The sequence below is a fragment of the Paraburkholderia sp. BCC1885 genome, from assembly GCF_900996235.1.
Classification (GTDB): Bacteria; Pseudomonadota; Gammaproteobacteria; order Burkholderiales; family Burkholderiaceae; genus Paraburkholderia.
Genome location: NZ_CAAJGM010000274.1, coordinates 213,825 through 238,331, shown reverse-complemented (window position 1 = coordinate 238,331; position 24,507 = coordinate 213,825). Strand labels below are relative to the sequence as shown.

Annotated in this window: 19 protein-coding genes and 1 rRNA gene; 19 read left to right on the top strand and 1 reads right to left on the bottom strand. The window is 63.8% G+C overall.

Going from position 1 to position 24,507, the window contains the following annotated elements; genetic code table 11:
* The first annotated feature begins 7 nt into the window (after positions 1-7).
* Positions 8-121 (top strand): 5S ribosomal RNA (rrf, locus tag FQ755_RS35905).
* 123 nt (positions 122-244) lie between these two features.
* On the opposite strand, the gene FQ755_RS35900 is transcribed toward rrf, so the two are convergent.
* Positions 245-1,438 carry a M20 aminoacylase family protein gene (locus tag FQ755_RS35900; RefSeq protein WP_144162781.1) on the bottom strand — a complete coding sequence of 398 codons (1,194 nt, stop codon included), beginning with the start codon at positions 1,436-1,438 and terminating at the stop codon, positions 245-247.
* 175 nt (positions 1,439-1,613) lie between these two features.
* Here FQ755_RS35900 and FQ755_RS35895 point away from each other — a divergent pair, with 175 nt between their 5' ends.
* The 18 genes from FQ755_RS35895 (at position 1,614) to ftsZ (ending at position 24,320) form a co-directional block, all read left to right on the top strand.
* Positions 1,614-3,692 (top strand): molybdopterin-dependent oxidoreductase, encoded by a 2,079-nt coding sequence (locus FQ755_RS35895; protein ID WP_144162779.1) that lies wholly within the window; start codon positions 1,614-1,616, stop codon positions 3,690-3,692.
* A 149-nt stretch (positions 3,693-3,841) separates the two neighbouring features.
* Positions 3,842-5,515 (top strand): long-chain fatty acid--CoA ligase, encoded by a 1,674-nt coding sequence (locus FQ755_RS35890; protein WP_144162777.1) that lies wholly within the window; start codon positions 3,842-3,844, stop codon positions 5,513-5,515.
* 238 nt (positions 5,516-5,753) lie between these two features.
* Positions 5,754-6,386, top strand: a complete 633-nt coding sequence (gene coq7 / locus FQ755_RS35885) for a 2-polyprenyl-3-methyl-6-methoxy-1,4-benzoquinone monooxygenase (RefSeq protein ID WP_144162775.1) — start codon at positions 5,754-5,756, stop codon at positions 6,384-6,386.
* Positions 6,387-6,880: 494 nt separating this feature from the next.
* On the top strand, positions 6,881-7,309 hold the full coding sequence (gene mraZ, locus FQ755_RS35880; RefSeq protein WP_144162773.1) for a division/cell wall cluster transcriptional repressor MraZ: 429 nt from the start codon (positions 6,881-6,883) through the stop codon (positions 7,307-7,309).
* Between the two features lie 15 nt (positions 7,310-7,324).
* The gene (rsmH, locus tag FQ755_RS35875; RefSeq protein WP_144162771.1) at positions 7,325-8,278 is read left to right on the top strand and encodes a 16S rRNA (cytosine(1402)-N(4))-methyltransferase RsmH; all 954 of its coding nucleotides are present in this window, start codon (positions 7,325-7,327) and stop codon (positions 8,276-8,278) included.
* Positions 8,275-8,631, top strand: coding sequence for a cell division protein FtsL (gene ftsL, locus FQ755_RS35870; protein WP_144162769.1), 357 nt, complete (start codon positions 8,275-8,277; stop codon positions 8,629-8,631). The genes rsmH and ftsL overlap by 4 nt, the downstream gene beginning before the upstream one ends.
* Positions 8,628-10,496: a peptidoglycan D,D-transpeptidase FtsI family protein gene (locus FQ755_RS35865; RefSeq protein WP_144162767.1), complete on the top strand. Its 1,869-nt coding sequence runs from the start codon at positions 8,628-8,630 to the stop codon at positions 10,494-10,496. Before ftsL ends, FQ755_RS35865 begins: the two co-directional genes overlap by 4 nt.
* On the top strand, positions 10,493-12,052 hold the full coding sequence (locus tag FQ755_RS35860; protein WP_144162765.1) for a UDP-N-acetylmuramoyl-L-alanyl-D-glutamate--2,6-diaminopimelate ligase: 1,560 nt from the start codon (positions 10,493-10,495) through the stop codon (positions 12,050-12,052). The genes FQ755_RS35865 and FQ755_RS35860 overlap by 4 nt, the downstream gene beginning before the upstream one ends.
* Positions 12,049-13,488: a UDP-N-acetylmuramoyl-tripeptide--D-alanyl-D-alanine ligase gene (gene murF, locus FQ755_RS35855; RefSeq protein ID WP_144162763.1), complete on the top strand. Its 1,440-nt coding sequence runs from the start codon at positions 12,049-12,051 to the stop codon at positions 13,486-13,488. The genes FQ755_RS35860 and murF overlap by 4 nt, the downstream gene beginning before the upstream one ends.
* A 17-nt stretch (positions 13,489-13,505) precedes the next feature.
* Complete coding sequence (gene mraY / locus FQ755_RS35850; RefSeq protein ID WP_144162761.1) at positions 13,506-14,675, top strand: phospho-N-acetylmuramoyl-pentapeptide-transferase; 1,170 nt, start codon at positions 13,506-13,508, stop codon at positions 14,673-14,675.
* 24 nt (positions 14,676-14,699) lie between these two features.
* Complete coding sequence (gene murD, locus FQ755_RS35845; RefSeq protein ID WP_144162759.1) at positions 14,700-16,235, top strand: UDP-N-acetylmuramoyl-L-alanine--D-glutamate ligase; 1,536 nt, start codon at positions 14,700-14,702, stop codon at positions 16,233-16,235.
* Complete coding sequence (gene ftsW, locus FQ755_RS35840) at positions 16,232-17,494, top strand: putative lipid II flippase FtsW (protein ID WP_144162757.1); 1,263 nt, start codon at positions 16,232-16,234, stop codon at positions 17,492-17,494. The genes murD and ftsW overlap by 4 nt, the downstream gene beginning before the upstream one ends.
* Entirely contained in the window at positions 17,491-18,618 is a 1,128-nt protein-coding gene (gene murG, locus FQ755_RS35835) for an undecaprenyldiphospho-muramoylpentapeptide beta-N-acetylglucosaminyltransferase (RefSeq protein WP_144162755.1), read from the top strand. The genes ftsW and murG overlap by 4 nt, the downstream gene beginning before the upstream one ends.
* Positions 18,615-20,021 carry a UDP-N-acetylmuramate--L-alanine ligase gene (murC, locus tag FQ755_RS35830; RefSeq protein WP_144162753.1) on the top strand — a complete coding sequence of 469 codons (1,407 nt, stop codon included), beginning with the start codon at positions 18,615-18,617 and terminating at the stop codon, positions 20,019-20,021. The genes murG and murC overlap by 4 nt, the downstream gene beginning before the upstream one ends.
* Positions 20,018-20,959 (top strand): D-alanine--D-alanine ligase, encoded by a 942-nt coding sequence (locus tag FQ755_RS35825; protein WP_144162751.1) that lies wholly within the window; start codon positions 20,018-20,020, stop codon positions 20,957-20,959. Before murC ends, FQ755_RS35825 begins: the two co-directional genes overlap by 4 nt.
* 10 nt (positions 20,960-20,969) lie before the next feature.
* Positions 20,970-21,722 carry a cell division protein FtsQ/DivIB gene (locus tag FQ755_RS35820; protein ID WP_144162749.1) on the top strand — a complete coding sequence of 251 codons (753 nt, stop codon included), beginning with the start codon at positions 20,970-20,972 and terminating at the stop codon, positions 21,720-21,722.
* Positions 21,723-21,749: 27 nt separating this feature from the next.
* Positions 21,750-22,982 carry a cell division protein FtsA gene (gene ftsA, locus FQ755_RS35815; RefSeq protein ID WP_074262553.1) on the top strand — a complete coding sequence of 411 codons (1,233 nt, stop codon included), beginning with the start codon at positions 21,750-21,752 and terminating at the stop codon, positions 22,980-22,982.
* 141 nt (positions 22,983-23,123) lie between these two features.
* Positions 23,124-24,320, top strand: a complete 1,197-nt coding sequence (ftsZ, locus tag FQ755_RS35810) for a cell division protein FtsZ (RefSeq protein WP_144162747.1) — start codon at positions 23,124-23,126, stop codon at positions 24,318-24,320.
* Positions 24,321-24,507: the final 187 nt, after the last annotated feature.

Sequence of the window (24,507 nt, the reverse complement as noted above, 5' to 3'; positions counted from 1 at the left end):
AGTCATGCCTGATGACCATAGCGTGTCGGTACCACCCCTTCCCATCCCGAACAGGACCGTGAAACGACTCCACGCCGATGATAGTGCGGATTACCCGTGTGAAAGTAGGTAATCGTCAGGCTCCCTCGCAGCAAACAGAAACCCCACCCCTAAAAGGTGGGGTTTCTGCGTTTACGCGGCCGAAAATACGAGAAACCGCCCCACCCGCAAAGCGCGAAGAGCGGCCACACATGTTCCTGCGAACTCACATCGGCGCGAGAAACTTCTGCGCCAGCTTCACCCAATAAGTTGATCCAATGGGCAAAAGCTCATCGTTGAAATCGTAACTCGCGTTATGCAGCATGCACGGCCCGGCGCCGTGGCCAGCATCGCGATGTCCGCCCGTGCCGTTTCCGAGGAATGCATAACAGCCGGGCTTGGCCAGCAGCATGAACGAAAAGTCCTCGGCGCCCATCGTCGGCTCTACGGCATCGTTAACATTTTCTGCACCCACAATCTCTTTCATGACCGACGCAGCAAAGCGTGCCTCCTCACTACTATTCACCGTCGGCGGATAGTTGCGAAGGAAGGTGATCTTCACCGAGCAGTCGTAAGCATCCGCGGTGTTTTCGACAATCTTGCGCATGCGCGTCTCGATCAGATCGAGCGTTTCCGTCGTGAATGTGCGCACCGTACCGCCAATCCAGGCCCGGTCCGGCACTACGTTTACCGCGTCGCCGGCGTGGATCTGCGTGATCGACAGCACGGCGGTGTCGAGCGGCTTCTTGTTGCGTGTGATGATGCTCTGCAGACCATTGGCGATCTGCACCGCGGTGAAAACGGGATCACGGCCATTGTGCGGTAACGCCGCGTGAGAGCCGACGCCAGTGATTTCGATGCGGAATTCGTTGCTCGAAGCCATGATCGGGCCCTCGGTCACACCGAAGTGTCCCGTCGGCATGCCCGGCCAATTATGAATTCCGAACACTGCATCGACGGGAAACTTCGTGAACAGACCGTCCTCGATCATGGCCCGCGCGCCCGCGCCGCCTTCTTCGGCTGGCTGGAAAATGAATACAATCGTGCCGTCGAATTCGCCGTATTTCGCCAGGTGCCGAGCCGCGCCCAGCAACATGGCCGTATGGCCATCGTGGCCACAGGCGTGCATTTTCCCGTCGTGCTGGGAGCGATGCTCGAAACCGTTGAGTTCCTGAATAGGAAGGGCGTCCATATCGGCCCGCAAACCGATTGAGCGCGCGCTGCTGCCGCGCTTCAGAACGCCGACCACGCCGGTCTTGCCAAGACCGCGATGCACTTCGATACCCCAGTCGCTGAGGCTTTTCGCCACCAGATCGGAGGTCTGGCGTTCTTCGTAACGCAGTTCGGGATGGGCGTGAATGGTTCGTCGGAGGGTCTGGATTTCGCCGTGAGCGGCCTGAATTTCGGGGATTAGTTTCATGGTGCGTTGTGCTTCTCTATGCATTGGGATGCTCGAGGCGCCTTCGCCCGGGCTCGGTGATGGTTAATTCTACGCCCACCCGTATTTTTGGCGGCGTCGCCGCGCGCGGCCCCTCGCGGAAGTAATAAAATTACGCTTCGCGCCACGCCGCCCATCCCATTGCACTGACCAGCCAATGAATGCCCCGACTGAATTTGCCCGCGCAGTTTGTCCGCATGACTGCCCGGATACCTGCGCCATGCGCGTCACAGTCGAGAACGGACGGGCGATCAAGGTGGTCGGCGATCCCGACCATCCGCCGACCCAAGGAGCCTTGTGCACCAAGGTCAGCCGCTATGCCGAGCGGGTCCATCATCCGCGCCGGCTTACGACGCCCATGCGTCGGGTCGGCGCCAAAGGCGAGGGTCGCTTCGAACCTATCGGCTGGGAAGAAGCGCTAGAGCTCGCGGCTAGGCGTCTGTCGGAAATCGCGGCGCGTGCTCCCGAGGCAATCGTTCCGTACAGCTACGCCGGTACGATGGGTCTGGTGCAAGGCGACAGTATCGCGCAGCGGTTTTTCCACAAGCTGGGCGCCTCCCAGCTAGATCGCACGATTTGCGCGGCTGCCGGCGCCGCCGGCCTGAAATACACCTATGGCGCGAGCCTCGGCATGCTCACGGAGTATTTCGCCGAGAGCGAACTGATCCTGATCTGGGGCTCCAATCCGATCGCCTCGAATCTGCACCTCTGGACGCGCGCCCAGGAAGCCAAGCGCCGTGGCGCACGGCTGATTGCGATTGACCCGTATCGCTCGCTGACGGCGGAAAAATGTCATCAGCACATCGCGCTCAAACCCGGTACTGACGGCGCGCTTGCCCTCGGCATGATGAACGTGCTGATTCGCGACGATCTGCTCGATCACGCCTATATTGCCGACCATACGCTGGGGTTCGATCAATTGAAGGCGCGGGCGCTAACTTATCCGCCGTCCCGTGTCGCGCAGATTTGCGGCATCGACGAGCAAACGATTGTCGACCTAGGGCGTTTGTACGGCAGCACCCGGAAAGCCGCCATCCGCATGAATTACGGCCTGCAACGAGTGCGTGGCGGCGGTAACGCGGTCCGCGCGATTGCCTGTCTGCCGTCGCTGACGGGCGCGTGGCGCGAGCGCTCGGGCGGCGCATTGCTGTCGTCGTCGGGATGGGCGCCGGTCAATTCGCACGCCTTGCAGCGTCCCGATCTGATGCCCGGCTGGCCGTCGCGGCAAGCGCGTGTGATCAATATGAATGCCATCGGCGACGCCTTGCTGCATCCGGGCGACGCCAGCTTCGGCCCGAAGGTCGAGGCCATCGTCGTCTATAACTCGAATCCGGTCGCCGTGGCGCCGGATTCGGCGCGGGTCGCGGCCGGCTTCGCACGGGAAGATCTGTTCACGATCGTCCTCGAGCATTTCCAGACTGATACGGCGGATTACGCCGATCTATTGCTCCCGGCAACCACGCAACTCGAACACCTCGACCTGCATAAGTCTTACGGCCACACGCACATCATGGCGAACCTCCCGGCAATCGAGCCGGTAGGAGAGGCCCGGCCGAATACCGAAATTTTCCGTGGCATCGCCCGCCAGATGAATCTGCAGGAACCGGCGCTATTCGAGTCGGACGAGTCGATTGCGGCTCATGCCTTGCGCTGGGACGATCCGGCGTTCGAGGGCATCAGTTGGGAGTCGCTGAAACAAACCGGCTGGGCCAGGCTTAATCTGCCCGACGCTCCGTTCGCCGACGGCGGATTTCGCACGCCGTCCGGCAAGTGCGAGTTTTTCAGTGAGCGCCTCGCGCAGCAGGGACTCGATCCGTTGCCGGACTATCTGCCGCCCTACGAATCCGCAGACGGCGCGCCCGAACTCGCCGCGCGCTATCCGCTCGCCATGATCTCGCCTCCGGCCCGTAACTTTCTGAACAGCACGTTCGTCAACGTGGAAAGTTTGCGCGCCACGGAGGGCGAACCGCGCGTCGACATTCATCCTTCCGACGCCAGCCCGCGCCAGGTGGCCGATGGTGATAAGGTTCGCATCTTCAACGACCGCGGCTCGATGCAGGCGCGCGCCCGCGTGACGGATAAGGCACGTGAAGGGCTGGTCGTCGGTCTCTCCATCTGGTGGAAAAAACTGGCTCCTGATGGTTGCAACGCCAATCAGGTCACGAGCCAGGCGCTCACGGACCTGGGCGGCTCGGCCACCTTCTACGACTGCCTCGTCGAAGTCGAGCGCGTTTGAAATCCCGGCCTCCAGCCGTCCATCGACCCTTCGATTCCATCGGCTCGCGTTCGAGGGTGAGGTCTAACACAGGCACGAATCGTGGGGTGAGGTGCATGCTACGATGCGTTTTTAGCACGACCATTCGAAAATAAAGGAGGAGACGCCGCATGGAAAAAATCTGGCTGAAATCATATCCGCCCGGCGTTCCAGCAGAGATCGACCCGAATCAGTATTCGTCCGTGGCCGAGCTGTTCGAAGAAAGTTTCCGCGAATACCGCACCAGGCCCGCGTTCGTCTGCATGGGTAAACAGATCACCTACGGCGAGCTGGATGCCTTGTCCCGTAAGCTCGCCGCCTGGTTTCAGGCCCAAGGCATCGCACGCGGCGCGCGCATCGCCATCATGATGCCGAATGTGCTGCAGTATCCGGTGGCGATCGCCGCCATTGTGCGCGCGGGCTACGTCGTGGTGAACGTGAATCCGCTGTACACGCCGCGTGAGCTCGAACATCAACTCAAGGATAGCGGCGCTGAAGCCATCGTCATTCTCGAGAATTTCGCCGTGACCTTGCAGGCGGTGATCCGCAACACGGCAGTCAAGCACGTGGTCGTCGCGGCGATGGGCGATCTGATGGGCACGAAGGGGCTCATCGTAAACTTCGTCGTGCGCCGGGTGAAAAAGATGGTGCCGGCGTGGAGCCTGCCCGGTCACATCAAGTTCAACGCCGCGGTTGCCGAAGGCGGCCGCCACGAATTCACGCCCGTCACGCAAGGTCCGGACGATGTGGCATTCCTTCAGTACACGGGCGGCACGACGGGCGTAGCCAAGGGCGCCACGCTGACGCATCGGAACCTGATCGCCAACGTGCTGCAGTCACAGGTCTGGCTCGATCCGGCGCGCGCCGGGCGGGACGACATCGACCAGTTTGTGACCGTCGTCGCGCTGCCGCTGTATCACATCTTCGCGCTGACGGTCTGCGGTCTGCTGACCGTGCGCACGGGCGGCCTCGGCGTGCTGATTCCGAATCCGCGCGACATCGGCGGCATGATCAAGGAATTGCAGGGCTACGCGGTGACGACCATCCCCGCTGTCAACACGCTCTACAACGCGATGCTCAACCACCCCGATTTCGACAAGCTCAACTTCTCGAAACTGCTGGTCGCCAACGGCGGCGGCATGGCCGTGCAGGAAGCGGTGGCGAAGCGCTGGTATGAAAGGACCCGTAGCCCCATCGTCGAAGGTTACGGCATGTCGGAAACTTCACCGTGCGTGACGTGCAATCCGGTCACGGTCACTTCTTATAGCGGCACGATCGGTTTGCCGCTGCCGTCGACCGACATTTCGATCCGCGACGACGACAACAACGAAGTGCCGCTCGGCCAGCCAGGCGAGATCTGCATTCGCGGTCCGCAGGTGATGGTCGGCTACTGGAATCGCCCGGACGAAACCGCCAAGGTGATGACGCCGGACGGCTTCTTCAAATCGGGCGACGTCGGTATTGTCAGCGAGGCGGGCTATGTGAAGATCGTCGACCGGAAGAAGGACATGATTCTGGTGTCCGGCTTCAACGTCTATCCGAACGAGGTCGAAGACGTCGTCGCCAAGCTGCCGGGCGTGTTCGAAGTCGCAGCAGTCGGCGTGCCGGACCAGCATTCCGGCGAGGCGGTGAAACTCTACGTCGTGAAGAAGGATCAGGCGCTCACCGACGCCGACATTTTTGCCTTCTGCAAGGAACAGCTGACGGGTTACAAGCGGCCGAAACTGATCGAGTTTCGTACTGAGTTGCCCAAGAGCAATGTCGGCAAAATCTTGCGGCGCGAGTTGCGCGACGGGCGAGTTTGAAACACCTCAACAAGGCAGGCAAGAAAAGCACGCCGGATTAACGTGGCACAAAAACCGCCCGCCGGCCGCTGCTTTCGTCCTGTTTCGCGCTGTTTCCTGTACCCGACATGGTCTAGAATTGAAAATTAGCCATGAAATCAGTCCCTAGCAGAGCGTTTGCGCAGCCGGTCGCCGCGCAAACGCGTGCCACACGGCCCTGTGAGAGATTCGGACTGAGGCGTCGAACGGGGAGGGTTGGATAGTGCTGGATGAACTGATTACCGAGCTGGACAGAGGGTTGCGCTCCGTGACGGGCGTGTCGCGGATGAGCCGGCCTGTGCCGATGCCGCCCGAGTCCGCTGAGATGGCCGCGGAGTTGTCGCCGGCCGAGCGCGCGCACGCGGCAGGCCTCATGCGCGTCAATCACGTCGGCGAGGTATGCGCGCAGGCGCTTTATCAGGCGCAGAAACTCGCCACCCGCTCACCCAGCCTGAAGCAGACCTTCGAGCATGCGGCGCGCGAGGAAGAAGATCACCTCGCGTGGACCGCACGTCGTCTGGAAGCGCTCGATTCGCGGCCCAGTCTGTTGAATCCGCTCTGGTATGCGGGTGCGCTCGCGCTCGGTCTGGTGGCGGGCCGCTTCGGCGATCGCGTGAGTCTCGGCTTCATGGCGGAGACCGAGCGCCAGGTGGAACAGCATCTCGACAGTCATCTGGAGAAGTTGCCCGAGGCCGATCTCGAGTCGCGGGCGATTGTCGAACAGATGCGCACGGATGAAGCCGCGCACGGCAAAGCCGCTCTCGACGCGGGCGGTGTCGAACTGCCTTTTCCGGCTCGTGCGCTGATGCGCGCCGCCTCGAAAATCATGACCCGGACTGCTTACTACGTTTAATCGCTGTGCAAGTGGGACGGCGCATCGCGCGCCGTCCGCTGAATCGCTTCAAACCCTCCGCTGATTCGTCTAGTCCCCGCCGGTAGATCGCTTAGATTCCGCGCCTTTCGCCCGCACTTTTCACGTATCACCTTCACAAGTTGCACTAGAGCATTCATTTATAACGGTTTTCCGTTTTAGACCCGACGTGAAGGAGTCGCGCTAAGTCCTTGTTCTAACAAACAAATTTCGTCAAAAATCCATGCTTCTCCCTTGACCCCTGTTTAGGCTTCCTCTAAAGTGGGAGACAGTGTGAGAAAGTGTATTTTTGTGTGATTCCCGCGTGGGTTTCCGGTAAATTTTTGAGAACAGGCGAGCGGCGTGCCGTGTCGCCATCGCAACCAGATTGCATGGAATCAGGGTAAAGGGCTTCGCATGGGACCGGAGTGGGCGCTCAAGCGCTCACTCCGGTCGACAGCCGAAGCACTCATTCTGATCGACAGGGGAGAGCAGAAGTGTTCCAAGGGGCGTCGGCGCTGACACTCGATGCGAAGGGGCGGATGTCCGTCCCGTCTCGCTATCGTGACGCGCTGCAAGCACAGGCAGAAGGCCGGGTGACGATCACCAAGCACCCGGACGGCTGCCTGTTGCTATTTCCACGCCCTGAATGGGAGCTCTTCCGCGACAAGGTCGACAAGCTGCCGATGAACGCCACCTGGTGGAAGCGTATTTTTCTCGGCAACGCCATGGATGTCGACATGGACGGCGCGGGCCGCGTGCTCGTGTCGCCGGAATTGCGCACGGCCGGCGGGCTGGGAAAAGACGTGACGCTGCTCGGCATGGGCCGTCACTTCGAGTTGTGGGATACGCAGACCTACGCCGCGAAGGAACAGGCGGCCATGGCCGAGGGCATGCCCGACGCCCTGAAAGATTTCACGTTCTGATCGCGGCTCACATATATGGCACCTGCGATGGGAAACGAATTGCAGCATCGCACGGTGCTGCTGGAAGAAGCGGTCGAAGCGCTGGTCAAGCGCCCGGACGGCGCCTATGTAGACGGCACGTTCGGACGCGGCGGTCATAGCCGGGCGGTGTTGGACAAGCTGGGTGCGTCAGGGAGTCTGATCGCATTCGACAAAGACCCGCTTGCCATCGCCACGGCTCAGAAGATCGAAGATCCGCGCTTCCAGATCGTGCACGAGAGTTTTGCTTCACTGCGCGACGCGATTGCGGAGCGCGGAGTAGGGCGGGTGTCGGGCGTTTTACTGGATCTGGGCGTGTCGTCGCCGCAAGTCGACGATCCGGAGCGGGGCTTTAGCTTCCGCGCCGACGGCCCGCTCGACATGCGGATGGACCCGACGCGCGGCGAATCTGCTGCTGACTGGCTAGCGCGGGCCACGGTGCAGGAATTGACGGAGGTGATACGAGATTATGGGGAAGAACGGTTTGCTTTTCAGATTGCAAAGGCGCTTGTTGCTCGCCGGGCAGAGTCCGACCGTCTTGGGCCTCTCGTCAGCACGGGCGAGCTTGCCCAAATCGTGGCTAACGTCGTCAAGACCCGTGAGAAGGGCAAGGATCCGGCAACCCGCACCTTTCAGGCTATACGGATTCACGTCAATCAAGAGCTTGCGGAGCTGCAAGTCGTTTTAGACGCAGCGCTCGCGTTGCTGGAGCAAGGGGGGCGGCTGGTGGTCATCAGCTTTCATTCGCTCGAGGATCGGATCGTCAAACGGTTCATGCAGGCGCACGCCAGTACGCCGACGGTGGACCGTCGCCTGCCGATCCGTGCTGTCGATCTTCCCAGCCCGCCGCTCAAAATCATTGGCCGCGTGTTCGCAAGCGACGCTGAAGTCGCCGCGAACCCGCGCGCCCGTTCTGCTGTGATGCGGGTGGCGGAGCGTATCGCGCCATGAGCCGCCTCAATATCTTCCTGCTGATTGTTGTGATGGGTTGTGCATTGTCTGTGGTGAACGCGACGAATCAGCAGCGTCAGATCTTTATCCAGTTGCAGCGCGCGCAGTCGCAGGAGCGCCAGTTGCAGCAGGACTACTCGCAGCTTCAATATCAGCAGAGCGCGCTGTCGAAGACATCGCGCATCGAAGGGATTGCTACCGACTCCCTGAAAATGCAGGCCGTCACCACAGGCCGCACCCAATATCTGACGCTCGACCCGGGCGCCGCCTCGGCTGAAGACGCGCCGGTGCCCACTTCGGCGCCGCTGTCCGCTTCGGCTTCGTCCGCCAACGGCCGCGGGGGCGTGCGATGAAAAAATCCTCCACCCGCAAGAGCGTCGCGTTCGCGTCGAACCCGATCCTGTCCGTGCGCCTGCCCATGTGGCGCTCGAAACTCGTCGTGTTCCTGCTGTTCATGGCGTTCGTCGCGCTCGCCGGCCGGGCGTTCTGGATTCAGGGTCCGGGCAACGCGTTCTATCAGAAGCAGGGTGAAAGCCGCTACCAGCGCACGCTGGAAATGCCGGCCACGCGCGGCAAGATTCTCGACCGCAACGGCCTCGTGCTGGCCACGAGCTTGCCGGTGCGCGCCATCTGGGCGATTCCCGAAGCCGTGCCCGACGATCTCGGCGCCGACAAACTGGCCGCGCTCGGCAAGCTGCTCGGCATGACTAACACCGAATTGCGCGCCAAGCTGTCGGAAGACAAGAACTTCGTCTACGTGAAGCGCCAGGTGCCGGTGGACGTCGCCGCGCAGGTGGCGGATCTCGACATCCCCGGCATTTATCAGCGTGACGAATACAAGCGCTTCTATCCGGAAGGCGAGATTGCGGCGCATCTGATCGGCTTTACCAATGTCGAGGACGAAGGCCAGGAAGGTGTCGAACTCGGTGACCAGAAGCAGCTCGAGGGCATGCCCGGCATCCGCCGCGTCATCAAAGACCGGATGGGGCACATCATCGAGGACGTCGACGAACAGGTCGTGCCGCACAACGGCCAGGACGTGGATCTGGCCATCGACAGCAAGATCCAGTACATCGCCTATACGAATCTGAAAGCGGCGGTCGACAAATTCAAGGCCAAGGCCGGCGCGGCCATGGTGATCGACGTGCGCACCGGCGAAGTGCTGGCGCTCGTCAATTACCCGACCTTCAACCCGAACGACCGTTCGCATCTGACCGGCGACCAGTTGCGCAACCGCGTGCTCACAGACGAGTTCGAGCCGGGCTCGATCATGAAGCCGTTCACGATCTCGCTCGCGCTCGACCTGCATCGCGTGGCGCCGACTACACTGGTAGATACGGGGCCGGGCCACTTCAATCTCGACGGCGCGACGATCACCGACGACAGCGCGTTCGGCGTGCTGACGGTCGGCGGCGTGATCCAGAAATCGAGCAACATCGGCGCGACCAAGATCGCCATGACGCTCAAGCCCGAAGAGATGTGGAATATGTATACGAGCATCGGTCTTGGCCAGGCGCCGAAGATCGGTTTCCCTGGCGCCACTGCGGGCCATCTGCGGCCGTGGAAAGGCTGGCGCCGTATCGAACAGGCGACCATGTCCTACGGCTACGGCTTGTCGGCGTCGCTGTTCCAGTTGGCGCGCGCCTACACCGCGATTGCTCACGACGGCGAAATTATGCCGGTGACCATCTTCCGCTCGCCGGGCGATCAGCCGGCCACCGGTCCGCAGATTTTCTCGCCGGTCACCGCGCGCGAAGTGCGGGCGATGCTCGAAACCGTGGTCGCACCGGGCGGCACGTCGCCGGATGCGGCGGTGCCGGGTTATCGCGTCGGCGGCAAGAGCGGCACGGCGTACAAGCACGGCGCGCACGGCTACGATAAATCGAAGTACCGCGCGTCGTTTGTCGGCATGGCGCCGATGCCGGATCCGCGCATCGTGGTCGCGGTGTCGGTGGACGAACCGACGGCCGGCAGCCACTTCGGCGGCCAGGTGTCCGGTCCGGTGTTCTCGGCGATTGCCGGCGACACGCTGCGCTCGCTCAACATCCCGCCGGACATGCCGGTCAAGCAGATGGTGGTGTCGGACGACTCGGCGCCGGTCGCTCCCGCCGCGCCGACGCTGCCGCCCGCGTCCGCCAAAAAGCTCGGCACGAGCGGCGGCGCGAAGAAAATGACCATCGCCTCGAATGCGAAAAATCACCCCGGAGTAGTGCGATGAGCGCGCTACGTTCGCGGCATCCCGCGCACCGGCAGATCGCCGACGCCCTCACCTGGCTGCACGCCCGCGCGCAGCCAGGTGCTCATCTGCACGCCGATACGCGCTCGCTCGCAGCGGGCGACGTGTTTCTCGCGTATGCCGTCGATGGCGCGGACAACCGCCCGTTCATCGACAGCGCGATCGAGCGCGGCGCGGCAGCCGTGCTGTTCCAGCCGGACAACTTCAAGGGCGCGGTGGACCCGTCGCTGACGCTGGCCGTGCCGGCCCTGGATGAACTGGCGGGCTCGATCGCCAGCGGCTGGTACGGCAACCCGAGCGACTCGATGCGCGTCATCGGCGTCACCGGCACCAACGGCAAGACCTCGTGCAGCCAATGGATCGCCGCGGCGCTCGGCAGCCTCGGCACGCGCTGCGCGATCATCGGCACGCTCGGCACCGGCATGCCGGACCATCTGGTGCATACCGGCTTCACGACGCCGGACGCGCCGCAATTGCAGCGCAGCCTCGCGCAGTTGCGCGACGCCGGCGCGCAGGCGGTTGCCATGGAAGTCTCCTCGCACGCCTTGCATCAGGGGCGGGTGAACGGCACGGCGTTCGATATCGCCGTCTTCACCAATCTCACGCAGGACCATCTCGACTATCACGGCACCTTCGCCGCCTACGAGGCCGCCAAGGCGCGACTGTTCGCGTGGCCGGAATTGCGCTGTGCCGTCATCAATCAGGACGACGCAGCCGGCCGCCGGCTGCTAGCGAGCACACAAGGCCATGCGCGGACTATCGCTTACGGGATCGAAACCGATACTGGGACGTCCAACGCCGACGCTGCGCAAGCCGACGCCTGGCTGCGCGCGTCGAACGTGCGCGCCACCGCCACCGGTACGGCATTTCACCTGAGCACGTCCGCCTGGGGCGACGCCGAAGTCGAAGTGCAGACCCTCGGCGAATTCAACGTCAGCAATCTGCTGGGCGTGCTGGGCGCGCTGCTCGCAGCCGACGTGCCGTTCGATGCGGCAATCGCCCAACTGGCCAGGCTGGAGCCGGTCAACGGCCGCATGCAGCGGCTCGGCGGGCGTCTGCAAAACGACGAGCCACTCGTCGTGATCGACTACGCGCACACGCCCGACGCACTGGAAAAGACGCTGGAAGCACTACGCCCGATGGCGGCTGCGCGCGGCGGCGAGCTGATCTGCATGTTCGGCTGCGGCGGCGATCGCGACGCGACCAAGCGTCCGTTGATGGGCGCGATCGCGGAGAAGCTGGCGGACGGCGTGGTCGTGACGAGCGACAACCCCCGCAGCGAAGATCCGCAATCGATTCTCGACCAGATTGCCGCCGGCATGAAAGACCCGTCGAAGGCACGCCGCATCGAGGATCGCGCAAGCGCCATCCTGCAGGCCGTCCGTGGCGCGGCGTGCGAAGACGTGATCTTGCTGGCGGGTAAAGGGCATGAAGCAACACAGGAAATCATGGGTAAGAAGCGCGCTTTCTCCGACCAGGATCACGCACGTCTCGCGCTCGCCGCGCGCGCCACGCAGGCTCGCGGAGGTGGCGAATGACCCGGCAAGCTGACGCGATGTTTTCCCTGCGCGAAGCCGCCGCGCTGATTCCGGGTGCCACCGTGCTGGGCGACGACAACGTCGCCTTCGAGCGCGTCTCGACCGATAGCCGCACCGCCGGTCCCGGCGATCTGTTCGTCGCGCTCAAGGGCGACCGTTTCGACGCGCACGATTTCCTGCCGGACGTGGCCGCGCGCCAGATTGCCGCAGCGCTGGTGACGCACGTGCCCGCCGACTGGCGGATTCCCGCGCTGAAGGTAGCCGACACGCGCGTCGCGCTTGGCGCGCTCGCGCGCGGCTGGCGCCGTCGCTTCACGATGCCGCTCGTCGCGGTGACGGGCAGCAACGGCAAGACGACGGTCAAGGAAATGATCGCGTCGATTTTCGCGGCGGCGGTTGGCGCAGACGCGCGGCTTGCCACTGCGGGCAATTTCAATAACGACATCGGCGTGCCGCTGACGCTGTTCCGCCTGAGCGCGGCGCATCGGTTGGCGGTGGTCGAACTCGGCATGAATCATCCGGGCGAAACGGCCTTGCTCGGCAAGCTCGCGGAGCCGACCGTCGCGGTCGTGAACAACGCGCAGCGCGAGCACCAGGAATTCATGGCCACCGTCGAGGCGGTCGCGCTCGAACATGCCAGCGTGATTCACGCGCTTGCGCCGGACGGCGTCGCCGTGTTCCCGGCGGACGACGCCTACGCGGGCATCTGGCGCGTCGCGGCTACCGGCAACCGCATCATCGACTTCGCGCTGAACAACGACGGCCGCGCGACCGAAGCCGCCGTCAAAGGCGTCTTTACCGGCGCTCTGCTGAGCGTCGATACGCCCGAAGGTCCGCTCGAAGTCACGCTGCAAGTGCTCGGCGACCACAACGCGCACAACGCGCTGGCGGCCACTGCCGCCGCGCTGGCCGCAGGCGTCACTCTCGACGCCATCAAGCGCGGCCTCGAATCGTTCGGCGCGGTGAAGGGACGTCTGCAGGTCAAGCGCGCGGCGCTCGGCTCGCTTGCGGGCGCCATGGTGATCGACGACACCTACAACGCGAATCCCGATTCGATGCGCGCCGCCATCGACGTGCTCGCTTCCCGTCCCGCGCCGCGCGTGCTGGTGATGGGCGACATGGGCGAAGTCGGCGATAACGGCCCGGCGTTTCACCGCGAAATCGGCGCATATGCGAAAGAGCGTGGCATCGACGCGCTGTACGCGCTCGGCGCCGCGTCGCGCGATGCCTGCACCGTGTACGGCGCGGGCGCGCATCACGTCGACGATGTCGCCACGCTCGTCGCCCAACTGCTGCAGGCCCCGGAGTTATCCGGCAAGGGCGCTGCCGCAACGCTTCTCGTGAAAGGCTCGCGCTTCATGCAAATGGAGCGCGTGGTGGACGCCGTAACGAGTCCACAACCCATCGCACCGGGCGCGGCGCCCGGTGCACATTGAAATAGAAGGACCGAAGCATGCTACTGGCGCTGGCGCAATGGCTGCAGAATGACGCAAGCTTCTTGCGCGTGATCAGTTACCTGACTTTCCGTGCGGTGGCGGCGACCATCACCGCGCTGTTGATCGGACTCGTCTGCGGCCCGGCGGTGATCCGCAAGCTGACCGCGATGAAGGTAGGGCAGGCTGTCCGCAAAGACGGCCCGCAAACTCACCTCGTGAAATCCGGCACGCCCACCATGGGCGGTGTGCTGATCCTGCTCGGCATCGCAGTGTCCACACTGCTGTGGGCCGATCTGACCAACCGCTTCATCTGGATCGTGATTCTGGTGACGTTCGGCTTCGGCGTGATCGGCTGGGTCGACGATTACCGTAAGGTGGTCTACAAAGATCCGCGCGGCATGTCGTCGCGCGAAAAGTATTTCTGGCAATCGGTGATCGGTCTGTTCGCCGCGGTGTATCTCGCCTTCAGCGTCTCAGAAGCGAGCAACGTGCGCGTGTACGACCTGTTCATGGCGTGGGTGCGCAGCGGCCTTTCCATGGGCTTGCCGCCGCACGCCGACCTGATGCTGCCGTTCGTCAAGTCGATTAGCTATCCGCTGGGCGTGTGGGGCTTCATCGTGCTGACGTATCTGGTGATAGTCGGCGCCAGCAACGCCGTGAATCTCACCGACGGCCTCGACGGCCTCGTGATCATGCCGGTGGTGCTGGTGGGCGCGTCGCTGGGCGTGTTCGCGTATGTGATGGGCAGCTCGGTCTATTCGAAATACCTGTTGTTTCCGCACATCGCCGGCGCCGGCGAGCTGCTGATTTTCTGCTCGGCCATGGGCGGAGCAGGGCTCGCATTCCTCTGGTTCAACACGCATCCGGCGCAGATGTTCATGGGCGACGTCGGTGCGCTGGCGCTGGGCGGCGCGCTCGGCACCATCGCCGTGATCGTGCGCCAGGAAATCGTGCTGTTCATCATGGGCGGCATCTTCGTCGCCGAAACGCTTTCCGTGATGCTGCAGGTGACGTGGTTCAAGTTCACCAAGCGCCGTTTCGGCGAGGGCCGGCGTCTGTTCAAGATGGCGCCGCTGCATCACCATTTCGAATTGTCCGGCTGGAAAGAGACGCAAGTTGTCGTGCGGTTCTGGATCATTACGTTGATGCTGTGTCTGTTCGGTTTGTCCACGCTCAAGTTGCGTTAAGCAGCACATAAAGGGAAGCAGGCGATGTTTGGCGAGAAGTTTCGGGATCGGCAAAAGCCGATGGTGCTCGTGCTGGGACTCGGTGAATCGGGTCTCGCGATGGCGCGCTGGTGCGCGCGGCACGGGTGTCGGCTGCGCGTGGCGGATACGCGCGAGGTGCCGCCGAATCTGTCCGCCCTGGAAGCGCATGGCGTCGACGCCGATTTTGTCGGCGGCCCGTTTTCGCCGGTATTGCTCGAAGGTGTCGAACTGGTGGCGATCAGCCCCGGTTTGTCGCCGCTCGCCGCCGACTTGCTGCCTTTGATCAACGAAGCGCGCGACAAGGACATCCCGGTCTGGGGCGAACTCGAATTCTTCGCTCAGGCGCTAAAGACGCTGGGTGAAAGCGGCTACGCGCCGAAGGTGATCGCGATTACCGGCACCAACGGCAAGACCACCACCACGAGCCTGACTGGCCTCCTGTGCGAACGCGCCGGCAAGAAGGTGGCGGTGGCGGGCAACATCAGCCCGGCCGCGCTCGACAAGCTCACCGAAGCCATCGACAACACCGCGTTGCCCGACGTGTGGGTGCTCGAACTGTCGAGCTTCCAGCTGGAAACTGCGCACACCTTCGCGCCGGACGCGGCGGTCATCCTCAACATCACGCAGGACCATCTCGACTGGCACGGCGGCCTCGATGCCTACGCCGCCGCCAAGGGCCGCATCTTCGGACCGCGCACCGTGCGCGTGCTCAATCGCGACGACGCGCGCGTCATGGCGCTCGCCGCGACTCCCGCAAAAGATGCCGCTGCGGGCGACGCCGTCGCGCCGGTGCTCACCTTCGGCGTGACCGAACCGACCCGTCTCGGCGACTACGGCCTGCTGCGCGAGAACGGCATCGTCTGGCTGGTCGAAGCGCACGACCGCGACGCCTCGGACGAACCCGCGCCAACGCGCCGTCGCAAGGGCGAAACCGCCGCGCCACCGAACCTCGGGCTCAAGCGCCTGATGCCGGCCGACGCCTTGCGCATCCGTGGCCTGCATAACGCCTCCAACGCGCTCGCCGCCTACGCGCTCGCGCGAGCCATCGATCTGCCGGGCGCGCCGCTGTTGCACGGCTTGCGCGAATATCGCGGCGAGCCGCATCGCGTTGAATTGATCGCGTCGATCGAAGGTGTCGATTACGTGGATGACAGTAAGGGCACCAACGTGGGCGCGACGGTCGCGGCGCTGGACGGTCTCGCACAACGCGTGGTGCTGATCGCCGGCGGCGACGGCAAGGGTCAGGAATTCGAACCGCTCGCCGCACCGGTGATGCGCTGGTGTCGCGGCGTCATGCTGATCGGCCGCGACGCGCCGCTGATCCGCGCCGCGCTCGCCGATACCGGCATCGCGATGACCGAGCACGCCACGCTCGAAGAAGCGACGCGTGCCGCAGCGGCGCTCGCGCAGGCGGGCGACGCCGTGCTGCTGTCGCCGGCCTGCGCGAGCTTCGACATGTTCAGGAATTATGCGCATCGCGCCGCGGTATTCCGCAGCACGGTGGAAGACATCGCGGCCGAACGGGGGACGATGATATGAGCTGGTCGGAACGCTTCGGTTCGCGCCTCTCCAAACAACGCGGCTCGGTCGGTGACGCCAGCGCCGGCCGCACCGCCAGCGGACTCGCGAGCGCCGTCAACGGCGTGCGTCCGCTGCGCTCGCGCATGCTCGATTACGACCACTCGCTGCTGTGGGTGGTGATCGCGCTGCTGGGCCTCGGTATCGTCATGGTGTACTCGGCGTCGATTGCGATGCCGGATTCGCCGAAGTATTCGTCATATCGCGACTGGGCTTTCCTGGTCCGCCAGATCATCTTCGTGGTGCTCGGCTCGGTGATCGGCGTGGTCGCGTTCCGCATTCCGGTTTCGACGTGGGACAAGTACGCGCCGAAGATCTTCCTGCTGGCGCTGGCCAGTCTCGTGATCGTGCTCGTGCCGCACATCGGCAAGGGCGTGAACGGCGCGCGCCGCTGGATTCCGCTTGGCATCACCAACATGCAGCCGTCGGAAATCATGAAGCTCGCGGTGACGATCTACGCGGCGAACTACACGGTGCGCAAGCAGGAGTACATGCACAGCTTCGCCAAGGGCTTTCTGCCGATGGCCTTCGCCGTCGGCGTGGTCGGCGCGCTGCTGCTGCTCGAACCGGACATGGGCGCGTTCATGGTGATCGCGGCCATCGCGATGGGCGTGCTGTTTCTCGGCGGCGTGAACGGCAAGCTGTTCGGCGGCCTCGTGGCCACGGCGGTCGGCACGTTCAGTTTGCTGGTGTGGGCGTCGCCCTGGCGTCGCGAGCGGATCTTCGCTTACCTCGATCCGTGGGACGACCGTTACGCGCAGGGCAAGGCATATCAGTTGACGCACTCGCTGATCGCTTTCGGGCGCGGCGAGTGGTTTGGCGTGGGTCTTGGCGGCAGCGTCGAAAAGCTCAACTATCTGCCGGAAGCGCATACCGACTTCATCCTCGCGGTGATCGGCGAGGAACTGGGTTTTGTCGGCGTGCTGGTGGTGATCCTGATGTTTTACTGGATCGTGCGCCGCTCGTTCGAGATTGGCCGTCAGGCGCTCGCGCTGGACCGCACGTTCGCCGGCCTGGTGGCGAAGGGCATCGGCCTGTGGTTCGGCGCGCAGACCTTCATCAACATGGGCGTGAACCTCGGTTTGCTGCCCACCAAGGGTCTGACGTTGCCGCTCGTCAGTTATGGCGGCTCGGGCATCTTGCTGAATTGCGTGGCGGTGGCGCTATTGATGCGCGTCGATTACGAGAACCGGGTGCTGATGCGCGGAGGGAAGGTATGACCCCCATGCAACAGCGCACGCTGATGGTGATGGCCGGCGGCACCGGGGGACACGTGTTCCCGGGGCTCGCGGTCGCGCATCTGATGCAGGCGTGGGGCTGGAAAGTCGTGTGGCTCGGCAATCCCGCGGGCATGGAAGCGACGCTCGTCGCCAAGCATGGCATTCCGATGGAATATGTGAGCTTTGGCGGTGTCCGCGGCAAGGGTGCGAAGACCAAGCTGATGCTGCCGCTCAATCTGCTGCGCGCCTGCACGCAAAGTCTCAGCGTGCTGCGGCGCGTGAAGCCCGATGTGGTGCTCGGCATGGGCGGCTACATCACGTTTCCCGCTGGTTTGATGACGGCCCTGAGCGGCCGTCCGCTCGTGCTGCATGAACAGAATTCGATTGCCGGCCTCGCCAACAAGGTGTTGGCGAAGCTCGCGCGGCGCGTGCTCGTCGCCTTTCCGAACGCGTTGCCGCATGCCGAATGGACCGGTAATCCGATTCGTGAGGAACTTGCGCGCACATTGGCACCCAAAGCACGCTACGCACAACGCAGCGGTCCGCTGAACGTGCTGGTGGTGGGCGGCAGCCTCGGCGCCGCGGCGCTCAATGAAATCGTGCCGCGCGCGCTCGCGATGCTCGATCCGCAGCAGCGTCCGCGTGTCGTGCATCAGGCGGGCGCGAAGCATATCGAGGCACTGCAGGCGAACTATGCGCAAGCCGGCTTGCAAACGGGTGCGGATGTCCAGCTCGTGCCTTTCATCGACGACATGACGAGCGCCTACGCGAACGCGGATCTGGTGATCTGCCGTTCCGGCGCGATGACCGTCGCCGAGATCGCGGCGGTGGGCGTGGCGGCGTATTTCGTGCCGTTCCCGTTCGCCGTCGACGATCACCAGACCACCAACGCAGCGTTTCTCGCCGATCACGGCGCGGCGCGGGTGGTGCAGCAACGCGACCTCACGGCGGATGGTCTCGCCGCCTGGTTGCGCGGCCAGAGCCGCGAGAGTCTCGCGGAAATGGCAGAGCGTTCGCGCTCGCTCGCGAAACCCGACGCCACGGAGCAGGTCGCGCAGATTTGCGCGGCCGTGGCAGGCGTAGTCCCGAGCGCGAGCCCGAGCACAGAAGGAAGGCAACAATGAAACACATCGTCAAACATATTCATTTCGTCGGCATCGGCGGCGCGGGGATGAGCGGCATTGCCGAAGTGCTGGTGAATCTCGGCTATCAGGTGAGCGGCTCGGACCTGTCGAACAACGCAGTGACCGATCGGCTCGCCGCGCTCGGCGCGCGTATCTCGATCGGCCACGACGCCGGGAACATCGAAGGCGCGAACGCCGTCGTCGTGTCGACGGCGGTGCGCAGCGACAACCCCGAAGTGCTGGCCGCGCGTCAGCGGCGCATTCCGATCGTGCCGCGCGCCGTCATGCTCGCGGAGTTGATGCGCCTGAAGCAGGGCATCGCGATTGCCGGCACGCATGGCAAGACCACCACCACCTCGCTGGTGGCGAGCGTGCTGGCGGCGGGCGGACTCGATCCGACTTTCGTGATCGGCGGCCGGCTGATCAGTGCGGGCGCGAATGCGCGACTCGGCACCGGCGACTTCATCGTCGCCGAAGCGGACGAGTCGGACGCGTCGTTCCTGAATCTGTTCCCGGTGATCGAAGTCATCACGAACATCGACGCCGATCACATGGACACCTACGGCCACGATTTCGCGCGGCTCAAGCAGGCGTTCATCGAGTTCACGCACCGGCTGCCGTTCTACGGCATCGCCGTGCTGTGCGTCGACGATCCGAACGTGAAGGAGATCCTGCCGTTCGTCTCGAAGCCGATCATCCGCTACGGTCTCGCGGCCGATGCGCAGGTGCGCGCGGTCAACGTCGAGGCGCACGACGGCCGCATGCATTTCACGGCGCTGCGCGAAGACGCGGCGCCGATCGACATCGTCCTGAACCTGCCCGGCACCCACAACGTGCAGAACGCCTTGGCCGCGATTGCCATTGCGACTGAACTTGAGGTGAAAGATGCCGATATCCAGCGAGCGCTGGCAGATTTCAACGGCGTAGGCCGCCGCTTCCAGCGCTACGGCGAGGTGCCGGTCACGACAGACGGCAAGTCCGGTGGGACGTACACGCTGGTCGACGACTATGGCCATCATCCGGTCGAAATGGCCGCGACGGTCGCGGCGGCGCGCGGGGCGTTTCCGGGCCGCCGTCTGGTGCTGGCATTCCAGCCGCACCGTTTCACGCGCACGCGTGACTGCTTCGAAGATTTTGTGAAGGTGTTGTCCACCGTCGATGCCCTCGTGCTGACCGAAGTCTATTCGGCCGGCGAGGCCCCGATCGTCGCCGCCGACGGCCGCGCGCTCGCCCGCGCGATCCGCGTGGCCGGCAAGACCGAGCCGGTGTTTGTCGAAACGGTGGATGAGGTGCCGGAGGCGCTCGCTGCAGTCGTGCGCGAAGGCGATGTGGTGATCACGATGGGTGCGGGTTCGATCGGCGGTGTGCCGGGTCGTCTCGCGCAAAACGAAGGTGTGAAATGAGCAGTATCGATCCCAAGACATTCGACAAAGTGGCCGTTCTGCTGGGCGGTGAATCCGCCGAGCGCGAGGTGTCGCTCAACTCGGGCCGCCTCGTGCTGCAAGGGCTGCGCGAAGCCGGTATCGACGCCCATCCGTTCGATCCCGCCGAGCGTCCGCTCGCGGCGCTGAAGGAAGAGGGTTTTGTGCGCGCGTTCAACGCGCTGCATGGCGGCTATGGCGAAAACGGCCAGATTCAGGGCGCGCTCGATTTTTACGGCATTCGCTACACGGGCAGCGGCGTACTCGGTTCGGCGCTCGGTCTGGACAAGTTCCGCACCAAGCTCGTGTGGCAGCAACTGGGCGTGCCGACGCCGCCGTTCGAAGCCGTGCTGCGCGGTGACGACTACGCGGCGCGCGCCGCAGATATCGTCGCCAAACTCGGCTTGCCTTTGTTCGTCAAGCCGGCGAGCGAAGGCTCGAGCGTCGCGGTGATCAAGGTGAAGAGCGCCGCCGCGCTGCCGGCCGCACTCGAAGAAGCCGCGAAGTTCGACAAGATCGTGGTGGTGGAAAAGAGCATCGAAGGCGGCGGCGAGTACACCGCGTGCATTGCGGGCGATCTGGACCTGCCGGTCATCCGCATCGTGCCGGCGGGCGAGTTCTACGACTATCACGCGAAGTACGTCGCCGACGACACGCAGTACCTTATTCCCTGCGGCATCGCACCGGCGGAAGAAGCACGTCTGAAGACGCTGGCGCGCCGCGCCTTCGACGTGCTCGGCTGCACCGATTGGGGCCGCGCCGATTTCATGCTGGACAGCGCGGGCAATCCGTATTTCCTGGAAGTGAATACAGCGCCGGGCATGACCGATCACTCGCTGCCGCCGAAAGCGGCGCGTGCGGTCGGCATCAGCTACAAAGAACTGGTCGTGAGCGTGTTGGCGCTCACGCTGAAGGACTGACGTCACCGTTATGTGGAACAACGTTCGCCAGCTCAATTTCGCCGCCAACGCATTGCATGCGTTGCTGGTGCTCGTGCTGCTGGCGGCCGGGGGAATCTGGCTGGTGCAGCGGCCGAGTTTCGCGCTGCGCGAAATCCAGATCGACGGCGACACCGAGCACATCAATTCGCCGACGGTCCGCGCCGGCGTCGTGGGCCGGCTGAAGGGCAATTTCTTCACGGTGGATCTGGATGCGGCGCGCCAGGCCTTCGAGCAGATGCCGTGGGTGCGTCATGCGAGCGTGCGGCGCGTGTGGCCGAATGCGCTGGCTGTCACGCTGGAAGAGTACAAACCGCTGGGAACGTGGGGCAGCGATCAACTGGTGAGCGTGGACGGCGAACTGTTCACGGCGAACCAGGGCGAGCTCGAAGCGGACCTGCCGGCCTTCGACGGCCCGGATGGCACCGCGCAGGAAGTGGTCGCACGTTACCGCGACTTCAAGAAGTGGTTTGCCCCGCTGGGCGCGACGCCGGACGAAGTGACGCTGTCGCCGCGTTATGCGTGGACGGTGAAGTTGTCGAACGGCACGCAGATAGAACTGGGTCGCGAGCGCAATCAGCAGACGCTGCTCGATCGCAGCAAGCGCCTGACAGCGGCGTGGGCAGCGGTGACGCAACGTTGGGGGAAGGATATCGAGTATGCGGACTTGCGCTATCCGAACGGTTTCGCGATTCGCGCAGCAGGGATGCGCTTTATCACCGAACCCGACAAGGGCAAGAAGTAACAGGACATCACACGCAATGGGCACGCTATGAGTAAAGACTATAAAGATCTGCTGGTCGCCCTCGACATTGGGACGTCGAAGGTCGTGGCCATCGTCGCCGAGCTGAAAGGCGAAGGTCACTACGAGGTGATCGGCCTCGGCCAGAGCGAATCGAAGGGGCTCAAAAAAGGCGTGGTGGTGAACATCGAGGCCACCGTGCAGTCTATTCAGCGCGCGCTCGAAGAAGCCGAGCTGATGGCGGACTGCAAGATCACCAACGTATTCACCGGGATCGCCGGCAGCCATATCCGCTCGTTCAATTCGAGCGGCATGGTGGCGATCAAGGAAAAGGAAGTGACGCAGGCGGACGTGGCCCGCGTGATCGAGACGGCCAAGGCGATCAACATCCCGACCGATCAGCAGGTGCTGCACATCCTGACCCAGGAATTCATCATCGACGGTCAGGAAGATGTGCGCGAACCGATTGGGATGAGCGGCATTCGCCTCGAAGTGAAAGTGCATATCGTGACGGGCGCGGTGAGCGCGGCGCAGAACATCGTCAAGTGCGTGCGCCGCTGCGGGCTCGAAGTGAACGATCTGATCTTGCAGCCGCTGGCGTCGTCGCTGGCGGTGCTGACGGAAGACGAGAAGGAACTGGGCGTGGTGCTGGTGGATATCGGCGGCGGCACGACGGACATCGCGATTTTCAGCGAAGGCGCGATTCGCCACACCGCGGTGATTCCGATTGCCGGCGACCAGATCACGAGCGACATCGCCATGGCGCTGCGCACGCCGACGCCGGATGCGGAAGACATCAAGGTCGACTACGGCATCGCCAAGCAGGCGTTGGCCGATCCGGACGAGATGATCGAAGTGCCGGGTCTCGGCGAACGCGGTCCGCGCACGCTATCGCGCCAGGCGCTGGCGGCGGTGATCGAGCCGCGTGTCGAAGAACTGTTTTCGCTCGTGCAGCAGGTGGTGCGCGAGTCGGGTTACGAGGAACTGCTGAGCTCCGGCGTGGTGCTGACGGGCGGTGCGTCGATGATGATCGGCATGGTCGAACTGGGTGAGGACATCTTCCTGAAGCCGGTGCGCATTGGCGTGCCGGAGTACGCGGGCGGTCTCGCGGACGTCGTGCGCAATCCGCGCTACTCGACGGCGATGGGCCTGCTGGTGGAAGGACGTTCGCAACGGATGCGCGGCCGCAAGGTGGCGGTGCAATCCGGCTCGATGGGCCAGGTGTTCACCCGCATGAAGGACTGGTTCCTCGGCAATTTCTAAAGCATTCGCGGTACGGGACAGTTTCCCGAAGAGTTTCGAAATACGCGCTGGTGCCGGCGGCTGGCGCGCGACAGGAGGTTGCCCGATCTCCTGCCGAATAACGGCCGAGTGGCTGCAATTTTTTATCTTGACGGAGGCAACATGGAATTCCAGATGCTGGAAACCGAAACCAACGGCACCATCATCAAGGTGGTCGGAGTCGGTGGCGCTGGCGGCAATGCCGTTCAGCACATGATCAACCGCGGCGTGCAAGGCGTCGATTTCATCGTGATGAACACGGACGCGCAGGCTTTGTCGCGTTCGCGCGCCACCGCGGTGATCCAGCTCGGCAACACCGGTCTCGGCGCTGGCGCCAAGCCGGAAATGGGCCGCGCCGCAGCGGAAGAAGCACGTGAGCGTATCGCAGACGCACTGCGCGGCGCGCACATGGTGTTCATCACCGCGGGCATGGGTGGCGGCACGGGCACGGGGGCAGCTCCGGTCGTGGCGCAGATCGCCAAGGAAATGGGTATCTTGACTGTTGGCGTGGTCAGCAAGCCGTTCGAATTCGAAGGCGGCAAGCGCATGCGTGTAGCAGAAGCCGGATCGCAGCAACTGGAGGATCACGTCGACTCGCTGATCGTCGTTCTGAACGACAAGCTGTTCGAGGTGATGGGCGATGACGCCGAGATGGACAAGTGCTTCCAGTGCGCGGACGACGTTCTGAACAATGCAGTGGCCGGTATCGCGGAAATCATCAACGTCGACGGTCTGGTGAACGTCGACTTCGAAGACGTGAAAACGGTGATGGGCGAGCAGGGCAAGGCGATGATGGGCACGGCGACGGTCGCCGGCGTCGATCGCGCGCGTCTGGCTGCCGAGCAGGCTGTCGCCAGCCCGCTGCTGGAAGGGGTGGACCTGTCGGGTGCGCGCGGCGTGCTGGTGAACATCACGTCGAGCCGTTCGCTGCGTCTGTCGGAAACCCGCGAAGTGATGAACACCATCAAGAGCTACGCGGCGGAAGACGCAACGGTCATCTTCGGAGCGGTATACGATGATGCAATGGGCGACGCGCTGCGCGTGACGGTGGTGGCGACGGGTCTGGGCCGTGCGGCGAAGAAGCAGCAATCGGCTCCGATGACGCTGCTGCGCACCGGCACGGACAACCAGCCGGTTGGTGCAATGCAACACGCGTATGCTCCGCAACACCACGCAAGCACGGCAGACTACGGCGCGTTGGATACGCCGGCGGTGTGGCGCACTTCGCGTGATACGGCGGCTTCGCATGTGCAGGCGCTGCAGGAAAAGGGCGTCGATACATACGATATCCCGGCATTCCTGCGCAAGCAGGCAGACTGACGCAACGAGCAGGCTTTCGCTGCGGCACGGAAATCGAGTTTTAAGTGCCGGCAGGGAATGCACGAGCGTGGCGGGTGGAACGGTAAAGCAGGCCGCGTTTTCCTGTGATACGCGGCAAGGACAGGTGCCCTCTTCGGATTCGCGAAGCGGAAGGGGTAGCTGTCGGCGGCAGGCAGCGCAACCGGTA